11 protein-coding genes are annotated in these 13,745 nt (G+C 68.6%); 7 read left to right on the top strand and 4 right to left on the bottom strand.

Annotation, left to right across the window (positions count from 1 at the left end; genetic code table 11):
* Nucleotides 1-130: 130 nt before the first annotated feature.
* A complete protein-coding gene (locus HMPREF9056_RS05850; protein ID WP_009403732.1) occupies nucleotides 131-1,060 on the bottom strand; it encodes a hypothetical protein in 930 nt (309 codons plus the stop codon).
* Nucleotides 1,061-1,070: 10 nt separating this feature from the next.
* Nucleotides 1,071-2,114 carry a 5-dehydro-2-deoxygluconokinase gene (iolC, locus tag HMPREF9056_RS05845; RefSeq protein WP_034514005.1) on the bottom strand — a complete coding sequence of 348 codons (1,044 nt, stop codon included), beginning with the start codon at nucleotides 2,112-2,114 and terminating at the stop codon, nucleotides 1,071-1,073.
* Nucleotides 2,115-2,425: 311 nt separating this feature from the next.
* Between iolC and HMPREF9056_RS05840 the strand changes: the two genes are divergently transcribed.
* The 3 genes from HMPREF9056_RS05840 (at nucleotide 2,426) to iolG (ending at nucleotide 5,584) form a co-directional block, all read left to right on the top strand.
* Entirely contained in the window at nucleotides 2,426-3,178 is a 753-nt protein-coding gene (locus HMPREF9056_RS05840; RefSeq protein ID WP_009403728.1) for a GntR family transcriptional regulator, read from the top strand.
* Between the two features lie 153 nt (nucleotides 3,179-3,331).
* Complete coding sequence (locus tag HMPREF9056_RS05835) at nucleotides 3,332-4,408, top strand: transaldolase family protein (RefSeq protein ID WP_034514003.1); 1,077 nt, start codon at nucleotides 3,332-3,334, stop codon at nucleotides 4,406-4,408.
* Between the two features lie 186 nt (nucleotides 4,409-4,594).
* Nucleotides 4,595-5,584: an inositol 2-dehydrogenase gene (iolG, locus tag HMPREF9056_RS05830; protein ID WP_009403726.1), complete on the top strand. Its 990-nt coding sequence runs from the start codon at nucleotides 4,595-4,597 to the stop codon at nucleotides 5,582-5,584.
* Between the two features lie 114 nt (nucleotides 5,585-5,698).
* On the opposite strand, the gene HMPREF9056_RS05825 is transcribed toward iolG, so the two are convergent.
* Together HMPREF9056_RS05825 and HMPREF9056_RS05820 are read right to left on the bottom strand one after the other, a co-directional pair.
* Entirely contained in the window at nucleotides 5,699-6,661 is a 963-nt protein-coding gene (locus tag HMPREF9056_RS05825) for an aldose 1-epimerase family protein (RefSeq protein WP_009403725.1), read from the bottom strand.
* A gap of 150 nt (nucleotides 6,662-6,811) precedes the next feature.
* Nucleotides 6,812-7,867: a LacI family DNA-binding transcriptional regulator gene (locus HMPREF9056_RS05820; RefSeq protein ID WP_034514000.1), complete on the bottom strand. Its 1,056-nt coding sequence runs from the start codon at nucleotides 7,865-7,867 to the stop codon at nucleotides 6,812-6,814.
* A gap of 401 nt (nucleotides 7,868-8,268) precedes the next feature.
* Here HMPREF9056_RS05820 and HMPREF9056_RS05815 point away from each other — a divergent pair, with 401 nt between their 5' ends.
* The 4 genes from HMPREF9056_RS05815 (at nucleotide 8,269) to HMPREF9056_RS05800 (ending at nucleotide 13,696) form a co-directional block, all read left to right on the top strand.
* A complete protein-coding gene (locus HMPREF9056_RS05815; protein ID WP_009403723.1) occupies nucleotides 8,269-9,465 on the top strand; it encodes a Gfo/Idh/MocA family protein in 1,197 nt (398 codons plus the stop codon).
* 108 nt (nucleotides 9,466-9,573) lie between these two features.
* Nucleotides 9,574-11,229 (top strand): MFS transporter, encoded by a 1,656-nt coding sequence (locus tag HMPREF9056_RS05810; protein WP_009403722.1) that lies wholly within the window; start codon nucleotides 9,574-9,576, stop codon nucleotides 11,227-11,229.
* A 230-nt stretch (nucleotides 11,230-11,459) separates the two neighbouring features.
* Nucleotides 11,460-12,386: a myo-inosose-2 dehydratase gene (iolE, locus tag HMPREF9056_RS05805; RefSeq protein ID WP_009403720.1), complete on the top strand. Its 927-nt coding sequence runs from the start codon at nucleotides 11,460-11,462 to the stop codon at nucleotides 12,384-12,386.
* 290 nt (nucleotides 12,387-12,676) lie between these two features.
* Nucleotides 12,677-13,696: a LacI family DNA-binding transcriptional regulator gene (locus HMPREF9056_RS05800; protein ID WP_009403719.1), complete on the top strand. Its 1,020-nt coding sequence runs from the start codon at nucleotides 12,677-12,679 to the stop codon at nucleotides 13,694-13,696.
* Nucleotides 13,697-13,745 lie beyond the last annotated feature (49 nt).

Below are 13,745 nucleotides of genomic sequence, written 5' to 3'. Positions count from 1 at the left end.
TGCTCCTTCAGCTCCTGGGTGGTACTTGTGCGGATTGTCTCGTATTGGGGGCCCGACCGGGGGCCGATTGACGGCGGTTGCGGTGGCTGCGGGCCGGGGCGGTCAGCCCGCTTGCGGGTGCATCAGGTGCTTACAGCAGGGCGACGGCGGCGTCGACGGCGGCCTCGACGTCGTCATTGCCCGGGTAGAGCAGGGAGCGACCCACGACCAGTCCCCTGACATTGGGCAGCTCGAGGGCCGCCGCCCAGGAGGCCCGGGTGGCCTCGGGGTCGGTCGAGACCTCGCCGCCCAGAATGAGGCTGGGCAGGGAGGTGGAGGCCATGACGTGCCGCATTGAGGCGGGCCCGCTGACGCAGGGCAGCTTGAGCCAGGTGTGCGCCGAGCTGCACCCCAGCGCCTGAGCGATGCAGATCGAGCGGATGACGGCCTCCTCGCTGAGGTCGTTGACGATCCGTCCGCCCTCCCACCGGGAGATGAAGGGCTCGATCATCGCGTTCAGCCCGCGCTCGGACAGGGAGTCGATGGCCTGGGCGCTGGCCTTCAGGGTCGCGGCACTGGCCGGGTCTGCGTAGTTGATGCGGGTGAGCATCTTGCCGCCATCGAGGTGGGAGGCCTCGATGCCCTCGGCGTCGTAGGCGCCGAAGCGGTCGTCCATCTCGAAGGAGGCCCCCTGGAGGCCGACCCGGTTCATGGAGCCCCACACGAGCTTGCCGTCCAGAGCGCCCAGGAGCGCCAGGTCCTCGATGATCTCGGCGGTTCCCAGGAACCCGTTGACGCCGGGGCGGGACAGCGCCGCCACGCAGCGCTGGAGGAGGTCCTCTCGGTCGGCCATCGCCAGGGGCCGCTCGCCGGCTCCCAGGGCCCCGCGGGCCGGGTGATCGCAGGCGATGACCATGAGGCGCCCGGCCCTGGCCAGTTCGGCGCGGGGGCGCTGGGCCAGGGCCCGGCCGATACGACCGGGGTCGGTGGCCCGGATCTCGGTGACGGTGTGCGTCAGTGGCCTGGAACCGCCGCCGGAGGCGGTACTGGTGGCTGCAGCGGGAGTGGGGATCGCGCTCATCGGGGTCTCCTCACAGGTCCGTCAGGCTCGGGGCGACCTCGTCGCGGCGGGCGCGCATGAGCTCGAGCAGCTCGGGCTCGGTGGGCATGGCGGTGGAGCACTCCAGGCGCGAGGAGACGATGGCCCCGGCGGTGGAGGCGGCGAAGATGGTCTTCTCCAGGGACCATCCCGACAGCAGGCCGTGGCAGATGGCCCCGCCGAAGGCGTCACCGGCCCCCAGGCCGTTCTTCGTGGTCACCGAGGTCACGGGCATCTCCACGCGCTCGGTGCGGGTCTTGGCCAGCGTCCCCTCCAGGCCCTGCTTCACGATGGCCAGCTCAACGCCGGCCTCGAGGAGGGCATCGGCTGCGCGCTCGGGGTCGCGCTCGCCCACGGCGACCTCGCACTCCTCCCGGTTGCCGATGGCGACGGTGACCTTGGGCAGGATCCTGGAGACCTCCCGGTGGGCCGTCTCCTTGTCCTTCCAGAACATGGGGCGGTAGTCGAGGTCGGCGATCGTGAAGCGCCTCCGGTCACGGGTGCCCAGGGCCGCGTGGTGGGCCGAGCGCGAGGGCTCCTTGCTCAGTCCGGTCACCGAGATCCAGAAGATGGAGGCGTCGCTAACGGCCTCCAGCGGCAGGTCGTCCCAGGTCAGCTCCAGGTCGGGCGCCGAGGGCTCGCGGTAGAAGTAGAGGGGGAAGTCGTCCGGCGGGAAGATCTCGCAGAAGGTGACCGGGGTATTGTAGGCGGCCTTGGTGACGACGTGGCGGTCGTCGACTCCCAGGCGACGCATCTCGGTGTGCACGAAGCGCCCGAAGGGGTCGTTGCCCACGCCGGTGACGACGGCGGCGCGGTGCCCGTAGCGGGCTGCGGCCACCGCCACGTTGGTGGGGCTTCCGCCCAGGAACTTGCCGAAGCTCTCCACGTCCTCCAGCCCGACACCGATCTGGAGGGGGTAGATGTCAATGCCGCAGCGCCCGATGGTGAGCACGTCGAGCCGATCGGTGCCTCCGGGCAGTCTCTCGGGCGCGACCGCCTCGGTCACCTTGGTCGTTGCCGTCGTTGCTGTCGTCACGGTGATCGCGTCTCCACATCCTTGGGGCCCGCAGGTCTCGAGGAATAAGGCCTGCGCCGGGCGTCACTGCGAAGCCTGCCTCACGGCACGCCTCCAGGTCAAGCATTTGTCAGAACATTTGACGTCAGGCAATCGCGAGACGGGCCGGGACGTCCACGCAGGACGACACCCGCACTCGCCTCACGCCAACAGACACAGCGGCCACGGCGACCCCCGTCATCACGACGCCCACGATAACGACAGTGCGTGACATCAGCGCACACCGTCCGTATGCTCAAGGCATTGTCACGTCTGACGCACAGGCTTATCTCATGTCCGATTCAGCATCCCCTTTCGCCCTCGACATCACGATCGACCGCGCCTCCAAGACGCCGCTGCACTCGCAAATTTCCGAGCCATTGGCCTCGCTCATCCTCGACGGCACGCTGCCGGCCGGCACCCGCCTCGAGGACGAGCTCTCCATGGCCAAGCGCCTGGAGGTCTCTCGCCCCACGGCACGCCAGGCCCTCCAGCACCTGGTGGACCGCGGCCTGGTCAAGCGCCGTCGAGGCGTGGGCACGATCGTCTCCCCCATGCACGTCCACCGGCCGATGCAGCTGACCAGTCTGCTGTCGGATCTGTCCGCCGCCGGCCACACCACCTCCACCACCGTGCTGGACTACACCAAGCACGAGGCCGATGCGGAGGACGCCGAGCACCTCGAGGTCGAGGAGGGCACCGCCGTCGTGTCCTGCGCCCGCATCCGCTGCGCCGACGGCGAGCCGATCGCGGTGCTCTCCAACCTCATGCCGGCCTCCATGGCCCCCACGCTCGAGGATCTGGAGGATGGCGGGCTCTACGACCTCCTGCGCGCCCAGGACATCATCCCCACCACCGCCAAGCAGGTCATCGGCGCCCGCAACGCCACTACCCGCGAGGCCGAGCTGCTCCACGAGCGCCGCCGCGCCGCCCTGCTGACCGCCACCCGCATCACCTACGACCAGTCGGGCCGCGTCATCGAGTACGGCCAGCACATCTACCGCGCCTCGCGCTACACCTTCGAGACCTCCCTGTTCTCGAGCTAACCCGTGCGCCAGCACGAGCACCACCGCCGCTCCCAGGAATCTTTGTCCTGACAATTTGTTGACAGATGACGCTGAGCGCACTTCAATAGGGGCTACCGGACCGCGGCTGCAAGGACGCCTGCGCGGATGAACCCGAAAGAGAGCACAGAACAGATGAGCATCGAATACACTCCCGGCCCCCTTCTCGACGCTGCTCGCAACACGCCCACCGCACTGTGGAACGACTCGGCCGACCCCGACGAGCTGCGCCAGTCCATCTCCTTCGGCGGCGTCGGCGCCACCTGCAACCCCACCATCGCCTACACCTGCATCAACCAGCGCAAGGACGTGTGGCTCCCCCGCATCGCCGAGCTCGCCGAGGAGATGCCCGAGGCCACCGAGTCCGAGATCGGCTGGCAGGTCGTGCGCGAGATGAGCATCGAGGCCGCCACGCTGCTCGAGCCCATCTTCGAGGAGCACAAGGGACGCAACGGCCGCCTGTCCATGCAGACCGACCCGCGCCTGGCCCGCAGCGCCAAGGCCCTGGCCGACCAGGCCGAGGAGTTCTCCAACCTGGCCAAGAACATCATCGTCAAGATCCCCGCCACCTCCGTGGGCGTCAAGGCCATCGAGGACGCCACCTACCGGGGCGTGTCGGTCAACGTGACGGTCTCCTTCTCGGTGCCCCAGGCCGTGGCCACCGGCGAGGCCATCGAGCGCGGTCTCAAGCGCCGCGAGGCCGAGGGGAAGGATGTCTCCACCATGGGCCCGGTCGTCACCCTCATGGGCGGTCGCCTGGACGACTGGCTCAAGATCGTGGCCAAGCGGGACAAGCTCTTCATCGACCCCGGCCACCTGGAGTGGGGCGGCGTGGCCGCCCTCAAGCGCGCCTACCAGGAGTTCCAGGCCCGCGGCCTGCGCGCCCGCGTCCTGTCGGCCGCCTTCCGCAACGTGCTGCAGTGGTCCGAGCTGGTCGGTGGCGACCTGGTCGTCTCCCCGCCCTTCGCCTGGCAGAAGCTCATCAATGACTCCGACTACAAGGTCGTCGAGCGCATCGACGAGCCCGTGGCCCCTGAGATCATGGAGACGCTCCTATCGATCCCCGAGTTCGTACGCGCCTACGAGCCCGACGGCATGACACCCGAGGAGTTCGACTCCTTCGGCGCCACCCGCCGCACCCTGCGCGGGTTCCTCCAGGCCGACGCCGACCTGGACGCCTTGGTGCGCGACGTCATCATGCCCCAGCCCTGAGCAGCCCTGATCCGGCTCGCCCGGGCCTTGGTGGGAGCCCGGTCGGCTACAGGCGGCATCCGCCGCACCTGGGTGGGGAGGCGACGCGCCCAGACACGTTCCGCGTCGTCCCCCGCCCTCCCACTCACCACTGACCGCCATTCAGGAACCAACTCAGACACGCACTCACACGCAGAAGGAGCAAGGATGCTCTCCATCGCCGTCATCGGCGCCGGCCGCATCGGCCACGTCCACGCCAAGACCATCGCTGCCCACCCCCAGGCCAAGCTCGCCTTGGTCTGCGACCCCTTCGAGGACGCCGCGGAGAAGCTCGCCGCCTCCTACGGGGCTCGGTCCTGCAAGGACGCCGAGGAGGTCTTCGCCGACCCCGAGATCGACGCCGTCATCGTCGGCTCCCCCACACCGCTGCACATCCCCCACCTGCTGGCAGCCGCCAAGGCGGGCAAGGCGGTGCTGTGCGAGAAGCCGATCGCCCTGGACATGAAGGACGTCGAGGCCGCCCAGGCCGAGCTCGACTCCGTCAAGGTCCCCGTCATGTTCGGCTTCAACCGCCGCTTCGACCCCAGCTTCGCCGCCGCCCGCGCCGCGGTCGAGGCCGGCAGGATCGGCGACATCGAGCAGCTGACCATCATCAGCCGCGACCCGGCGGCCCCGCCGGCGGAGTACATCAAGGTCTCCGGCGGCATCTTCCGGGACATGACGATCCACGACTTCGACACCGCCCGCTTCTTCCTGGGTGAGATCGAGGAGGTCTACGCCGCCGGACAGAACCTCGACCCGGCCCTGAAGGACACCGGCGACTTCGACGCCGCCGTCGTCACCCTCAAGGCCGCCTCGGGCGCCGTGGCCACCATCATCAACAACCGCCACTGCTCCTCCGGCTACGACCAGCGCCTGGAGGCCTCGGGACGCGAGGGCGCCCTGTTCGCCGAGAACATCCGCGCCACCACGGTGCGCCTGTCCAATGGCGAGGTCACCGACGCCCAGGAGCCCTACCTCGACTTCTTCCTGGAGCGCTACGCCGACGCCTACCGCATCGAGCTGAGCGCCTTCATCGAGGCCGTCGAGGCCGGCACCACGCCGCCCACCAGTATCGGGGACGCCATCGCGGCCCTGCGCCTGGCCGAGGCCGCCACGGAGTCGGCCCACTCCGGCCAGCCGGTGCGCCTGAGCTGACACCCGGGCGAAGCACGCCCCTGTAGACGCCGGTGGGCGTCGTCGAGCGATCCATCTCGACGGCGCCCACCGTGCATTCTCTGCGCTTCCAGGCTCAGCAGGCTGCTTGCGCGCTCAGTCCTCCTCGCGCAGGCGGTAGGTGAAGGAGTGTGACTGCCCCACCTCCAGGGCGATGAGGTCCTCGCCGCTGTTGAAGGCGTTGGGCGGGCAGGTCATGGGTTCAACGGCCACGCCGGGGCGGCCGAGCTCATCGGCGGTGTAGGCCTGCACCCAGGGGGTATCCGAGCTCATGACGACGGCGCGGTTCCCCTGCCCTCCGCGCAGGCTCACCTGCCAGGCCCCCTCGGGAAGGGAGGTGTAGGCGTTGTCGGTCCGAGTGGCACCGACGAGCCGGCCGCCCCGCCAGTCCCAGTCGGTGCCCTCCACGCTGCGCCGGCACGTGGGCACCATGTGCTCGTCGACATCGAGGACCTCGGCCGCCGGGATGGTCAGGACGCAGTCGTCCAGGGGAACCGAGCGGGTCAGGTAGGGGTGGCAGGAGACACCGTAGGGGGCGGGGACGAGCTCGTCGTCGGCCTGGGGGGCGCCGGGAACCGGCGGGGCGGGGCGGGCCGCACCGGCATTGGTGGCCGTCACAGTGACACTCAGGCCCTGCTCCGCGTCGAGCCGGAAGCGGGTGCTGGCCTCCAGACTCCACGGGTAGCCGTAGGAGGCGAGCAGGCTCAGCTCGAGGACCACCTGGCTACGGGGTGCGCCGTCGTCGGGGCCGGAGGGGTCGTCGTCGGCGACCTGCCAGTCCATCCAGCCGGCCAGGCCGTGAAGGGCCGAGCCGGTGGCCGGCTCGTTGCAGGCCACGAGGAGCTCGGTCCCGAAGTAGTCGTAGCGGGCGCCGGCGATGCGGTTGGCCCACGGCAGCAGGGTCTTGCCCTGCCAGCCGGCGGGCAGCTCGGCCTCGGCGTCGAAGGGCATGATGAGGTCGCGCCCCTGGCGGCGCAGGTGGACGAGCATGGCGCCCGACGAGGCGATGCGCGCCTCGTAGTCGCCGGCAACCAGGTCGATGAGTTCTCCGTTGATCATGGTTCCTGTCCCAGTGTGCAGGGGCCTGCGCCCCACGGTGTTGGCATCACAGTTGGTATCACAGTCGGCGTCACCGTACGCCACGTCCGGCCCGGCAGAAGGTCTCATGTGCGACTGGCAACATGGGCCTCACCCAGGTCTTCCTGATGGTCATGCACCGCGGGCCGTCGTCTCTCGGATGACCAGATCGGGCACCACCCGGTAGAGGCGCCCTACCAGACGCCGGTCCTCACCGACCACCTCGGCCGGGATCCGACCGTCCTGGTCCGGGTGCATACGGGCCAGCAGTGCTCGCACCGCCACCTCGGCGATGAGGCCGGCGTTCTGGCGAACCGTGGTCAGAGAGAAGGCCGAGGCCGCCGTCACCGGGATGCCGTCGTAGCCGGTGACGGCCATGTCCTGCGGGACCCGCACGCCCTGTCGGCGCAGCTCCATGAGGGCCCCGACAGCGCAGTGGTCGTTGAAGCACAGCAGCGCCTCGGGCAGCTCTCCGGACTCGATGAGGTGACGGACCGCCCTGGCACCACTGTCCTCGTCACCTCCCCCGGGCACCACCCGCGTATCCCGCCCCAGACCTCTCAGATCCATGGCCTCAGCGAACCGGGTCGTGCGCCGTTTCGCCGCGGTCTCCCGCCCACCGTCGATATGGGTGATTCGACGACGCCCCGTGTCTACGAGGTGGTCGACGAGCAGCTGGATGCCGACATCGTCGCGGGAGTGGATCTCGTCGACATCGTTCAGCTCGGTGCTGCTGCCGATGAGCACTGCCGGGGTACGGTCCACGATGCGGGCCAGGGCGTCCACGGGGATGTCGGGGTTGATGAGGATGATGCCCTCGCAGCGCTCGAGCAGCAGGGAACGCAGCCCGTCGGCCACGTCGCGGTGCGGGGTGGAGGTGGCCAGGACCAGACCGTGACCGAGCCGGGACGCCGCCTGGTAGAGCCCGTCCACGATGAGTCCCTGGTAGGCCTGCCCGATGGCGAAGCTGGCGCCGATGAGCCCGGTGTGGCTGCGGCGCAGGAACTGGGCGCGCGGATCCGCCTGGTAGCCGAGCTCGGCGGCGATGCGCAGGATCTCACCACGGGTCTTCTCAGCGACGCCGTCGGAGCCGTTGAGTGCCGCCGAGACGGTGGAGATGGAGCGGCCGGCGTGCTCGGCCACGGTCCTGATCGTGACCCGGCCACCGCGTCCTCGAAGTTCCTTCACCGCAGACGCCTCCCTTCTCACACCGTTGTGCCTACCGATCCCGCGCGTTGCGCGAGACCCGGCACCCGACCTCGGACACCGTTCGCCCCATCCTATCCGACGACGCCGTTTCAGCAGGTAGATGGCCACTCATAGGTTCACAATCAGTCCGCCCATCGACCGCACTTACGACCCGATCGAGCAGCACGCCCCCCTGCACCTGCAGGCCGACGAAGGTCGCTCGGGCAGGTCCGACCCACATTCCGGGCCACATTGGTGTAATTCTCATCCAACTTTCATCTTGTCAGGACAAAGTCACTCTGATATGTTCCTGTGACGTCATTAACGACGGGTGCTTCCCGGGGCTTCCGGACGTACTTCCTCACACACAGCAGCCGACAGTGTTGTCGGAAAGGAACGTTATGACCGACAAGAGAATACTGGGCATCGGAGTCATCTCCCTGGGATGGATGGGACGGCTTCATGCCCGCAGCTACCGCGCCATCGCCGAGCGCTTCCCCGAGCTGGGCGTGGTCCCGCGTCTAGTTGCGGCCGCCGACCCGGTGGACCAAGTGCGTCAGGATGCGGTGGACAACCTGGGCTTCGAGCGCGCCTACGCCGATTACCACGATCTGCTGGCCGACCCCGAGGTGGAGGCCGTCTCCATCTGCGCCCCCAACTTCCTTCACCATGAGATGGCCCTCGCGGCCGTCGAGGCCGGCAAGCCCTTCTGGATCGAGAAGCCCATGGGGGTCAGTGCTGCACAGTCCCGCGAGATCGCCCAGGCCGCCGAGAAGGCGGACCTCGTCACCGCCGTCGGCTTCAACTACCGCCATACCCCGGCGATTGAGTACCTGCGCTCCCTGGTGCGCGGTGGCGATCTCGGCCGCATCACGAACGTGCGCGTGTGGTTCATCGCCGACTACAACTCCTCCCCTCTGGGCCCCCTGACCTGGCGGGCGTCGAAGGAGAAGGCCGGGGCCGGAGTCGTGCCCGATCTCATGAGCCACGGCGCGGACCTGGCCCAGTACATCGTGGGACGCATCGCCTCGGTCACCGCAGTCACCGACACCTTCATCACCGAGCGCCCCATTCCCACCAAGATGGGCATCGGCCACTCCGGCTTCGAGATCGGCGACGAGGTTGGCCCGGTGGAGAACGAGGACTACGTCTCCATGCTGGTGCGCTTCGAGGACGGCACCGTGGGCACCATGGAGTCCTCGCGCGTCAGCGTGGGCCCGCGCGCCGAGTACGTCGTCGAGGTCTACGGCACGAAGGGCTCGGCCCGGTGGAACTTCGAGCGTCTCAACGAGCTGGAGATCTGCCCCGTGCTCGACGGCGGCGCCTCCCACGGCTACACCCGCGCCATGGCCGGCCCCCAGTGGGGCCAGTGGCAGCGCTTCCAACCGGCCATCGGCACCTCCATGGGCTTCGACGATATGAAGGCCATCGAGGCCGCGCAGTTCATCGAGTCGATCATCACCGGCGAGCAGATCGCCCCCTCGGCTGCCGACGCCTGGTGCGCTGCTGAGGTCGATGAGGCCGTCGTCGCCTCGGCCGCCGACGGTCAGTGGCATGAGGTCCCCCGCGTCGAGGGCCGGACCACCTTCGACGTCTGAGGCCGCGATTCCTCCACGCCACCATCACCCTCAATATCAGTACACATATCACCAACCATCACAACAATCCTGCGGCACTGTCGCCGCAGGGCTGAGAGGAGACCCCCTATGTCACAGGGAGTCACGACGTCCCTGCGCGGACTCACCAGGGAAGAGCTCAATGAGGCAGTCGCCAAGACCCCGGCCTCGGGCAAGCACCGCGGCGTCGTCGCCATCGCCGCCGTTGCCACGCTCGGCTCACTGCTCTTCGGCTACGACACCGGCGTCATCTCCGGCGCCCTGCCGTACATGTACATGCCCTTTGACGCCAGGGGCCTTCAGTTGACCTCCTTCGAGGAAGGTGCCATCGGCGGCACCCTGCTGGTCGGCGCCGCACTGGGCGCCCTGCTGGGCGGGCTCATGTCGGACCGCTGGGGCCGGCGACACAACATCACCGTGCTGGCCGTCCTGTTCTTCGTCGGCGCGATCGGAACCACCATCGCCCCCAACGTGTGGGTCATGTACCCCTTCCGCGTCGTCCTGGGCTTCGCCGTCGGAGCCGCCTCCGCAACCGTCCCCGTCTACCTGGCGGAGACGGCGCCCAAACGCATCCGCGGTTCCATCGTGGCCATCGACCAGCTCATGATCGTCACCGGTCAGCTGCTCGCCTTCTCGATGAACGCCATCATCAACTCCCTCCAGGGTGGTCCGAAGATCACCATCGCCAACGACCCCAGCGGGCACTTCTCCCCGGGCACCTACGTCTTCGACGAGATCACCAAGCTCCAGGCCTCCAAGGGCGGCTCGATGAGCGGAGCCGAGTACCACGCCTTCCTCGACCAACTCAGCATCAGCGCCGGTAACGGCGAGGCCTGGCGCTACATGCTCGTCCTGTGCTCCATCCCGGCCGTGGCCCTGTGGATCGGGATCCGCCTCATGCCCGAGTCCTCGCGCTGGTACCTGGCTAAGGAGCGCCTCTACGACGCCATCGGCTCCCTCAAGCGCGTGCGCGTCCCGGAGAAGGACGGCTCCATCGAGGACGAGATCATGGAGATGGTCGAGGCTCGTCAGCACGAGAAGGAGGAGGAGTCCCAGCGCAGGGGCTTCAGCCACGTCATGGCCACACCCTGGCTGCGCAAGCTGCTCCTGGTCGGCATCTTCCTGGCCGTGGTCAACCAGACCACCGGCGTCAACACCGTCATGTACTACGCCCCCAAGGTGCTGGAGTACGCCGGCATGTCCACCTCCGCCTCCATCACCGCCCAGGTGGCCAACGGCGTCATGTCGGTCGTCGGCTCGGCCATCGGCATCTGGCTCATCCTGAAGTTCCGTCGTCGCCAGGTGCTCATTGGCGACGTCATCGGCGTGGGCGTCACCCTGCTGGGCATCGCCGCGACCTTCCAGTTCTTCATCGCCCCGCACATGGCGAACCACACCACCCCGCCCGCCTGGGCCGCCTACCTCATCCTGGGACTCATGTCCGTCTTCATGCTCATCGTGCAGTCCTCCAACGGCACCATCGTGTGGACGATGATGGGTGAGATCTTCCCGGCCAACGTCCGCGGCATCATGAACGGCACGGCGATCTTCTGCATGTGGACCGCCAACGCCATCATCACCTGGACCTTCCCGCCCATGATGGAGACCCTGGGCGGCGGCGTCACCTACACCATCTACGGTGTGCTCAACCTGGTCGTGGCCGTCATCCTGTTCAAGATCATGCCGGAGACCAAGGACAAGTCCCTGGAGGAGATCGAGGTCGAGATGGAGAAGCTCTACTCCTGACCCACCCCAGCACACGCGCTCCCGGGAGGACCCGAAAAGGGCTTGTCAGGACAAAGTCCTGTTGCTAGGTTCGTTGCACGGGCCCACCGCCCGGCACCGACGCCGGCCCCTCCTCCCGGGAGCGCACCATTGGCGGACGCGAGCCGATGGCGCACCAGTCACCCGAGCATCACCGCCACCCATCCATTCACCACCGCCCACCATCACACGAGCGAGAACACGGAGCAACGATGTCCTTCACCCTCGACCCTGCAACCGCCATCTCCGACCCCCACGGCATCTCCTGGGGCATGCACCCGATCACCTGGCGCAATGACGACATCCCCGAGGTCGGCGCCTTCAACACATTGGAGGACATGCTCCTCGACCTGGCCGACACCGGCTACGCGGGCACCGAGTGCGCCGGTTTCTTCCCTCCCAAGGAGGAGGTCAAGGCCGCTGCCGAGGCCCGCGGCATCAAGATCGTCGCCCAGTGGTTCTCCTCCTTCATCCTGCGCGACGGCGTCGAGGCCGTTATCCCCGACTTCGAGGCCACCTGCGCCTACCTGGAGTACCTGGGCGCCACCCGCGTCGTCGTCTCCGAGCAGACCGGCTCGGTCCAGGGCATCCGCGACGTCTGCATCTTCACCAACAAGCCGGTGCTCACCGAGGAGCAGTGGCCGCTTCTGGCCGAGGGCCTGAACCGCCTGGGCGACGTCGCCCACGCCCACGGCCTCGAGCTCGTCTACCACCACCACCTGGGCACGGTCATCCAGACCAAGGAGGAGACCATCCGTCTCATGGAGCTGACCGACCCGACCAAGGTCTCGCTCCTGTTCGACACCGGTCACGCCTACGTGGGCGACGGCGACGTCATGGGCCTGCTGGAGGCCACCATCGACCGCGTCAAGCACGTCCACTTCAAGGACGTGCGCCCCGAGAAGATGGCGGAGTCCAAGGCTGCCGAGCGCTCCTTCCTCGACTCCTTCCTGGCCGGTATGTTCACTGTTCCCGGTGACGGCACGATCGACTTCATCGCGCCCTACAAGTTCCTGGTGGACCACGGCTACCGCGACTGGATCCTGGTGGAGGCCGAGCAGGACCCGGCCATCGCCAACCCCCTGGAGTACGCCCGCAAGGCGCGCGCCTACCTTGAGGACACGCTCTTCAAGGCCTGAGACGCTTCGACAGCGGACCGGGACCCCGCTCCTTCCCGCTCCGCCCCGTCAGTAGGTACCTCACGACGACGCCCCCGACCGCCGCAGATCGGGGGCGTCGTCGCACTGAGAGGCTGCGTCAGAAGGAGCAACTGGCCGGGTCTGGGGATGCACTCCACGGAATCCGGGGTCTCGTGCAGTACGGACGTCCCCAGGCCAGTACCATCCGAACCCCGTGGAGTCGCCTCCCACAGGTAACCTGAGGTCTCGTAGGTGCCCGCGCGGGCAGGAGACACGAGGTGAGGAGATCGGTGAGCACCAACGGCCGCGCCGCCACCCAGAGCGACGTCGCCCGCGCCGCCGGGGTCTCGCGCAGCCTGGTCTCACTGGCCCTGAGCGGTTCCCCCAAGGTCGCCGCCGACACCCGCGAGCGCATCGAGGAGGTGGCCGCGTCTCTCGGCTACCGGGTCAACGTCTCAGCGTCCTCACTGGCCCGGAAGCGCTCGAGCATCATCGGCCTGGTCCTGCCCAACCTGCGTAACGCCTTCTTCGAGCAGGTCGCGGCCTGCCTGGGACGGGCGGCCGCACGGCGCGGCCTCACCCTGTTCGTCACGGTCGGCTCCGACCAGCCGGAGATCCTGCACCAGGCCGTCGAGAGCCTGCTGGGGGTGCGGGTCGCGGGCATCATCCTCGTCTCGCCCTGGCTGCCCGGCGAGGACCTGGTGGCCATCGGCGAGGAGGTACCCGTGTGCGTCGTCGGGCGACGCAGCCCCGGCGGAAGGGTCGATTCTGTGCGGGTCGATGAGGAGGCCGCGGCGCACCTCGTCGTCGACCACCTGGCGACCTTGAAGATGCGCACCATCTGCTACATCGGCCCGCGCCTGACCGACGCGGCCTCCCGTCACGACCGGGAGCTCTCGCTGGCCCGGGCCGCTGAGGCGGCCGGGATGGCTTTCGAGGTGCGCAGCTGCGGCGAGGACGCCGGCCCCGCCGCCCGGGCGGCGCTGCAGGACCACCCCGAACCGCTCGGCCTGGTCATTCATAACGATGTCCTGGCCATCGACGCCGTCCCCGTCCTGCGCGAGAGCCGGCGCGCCGTGGGGACCGACGCCGCCCTGGTCTCCTACGACAACACCTACCTGTCCCTGCGCGAGGAGTTCTCCCTGACCAGCGTCGACCAGCCCGAGGTCCTCCTGGGCGAGCGTGCGGTGGACCTGGTGTGCCGCCGCGCCGGGCTCGCGCCCGACGACGGACCGGACACCGGAACCGAGGCCCGCAGTGTGGTCCTGGAGCCCGAGCTGGTCACCCGAGCCTCCTCCTTGGGACGCTGACGACCGCCCCCAGCGCGGAACCGACGGCGAGCCTGGCACCGCACGTTTC

Source organism: Actinomyces sp. oral taxon 170 str. F0386, assembly GCF_000195595.1.
Classification (GTDB): domain Bacteria; phylum Actinomycetota; class Actinomycetes; order Actinomycetales; family Actinomycetaceae; genus Actinomyces.
Note: the sequence above shows the minus strand (reverse complement) of the source record. Positions and strands in the feature narration are given on the sequence as shown.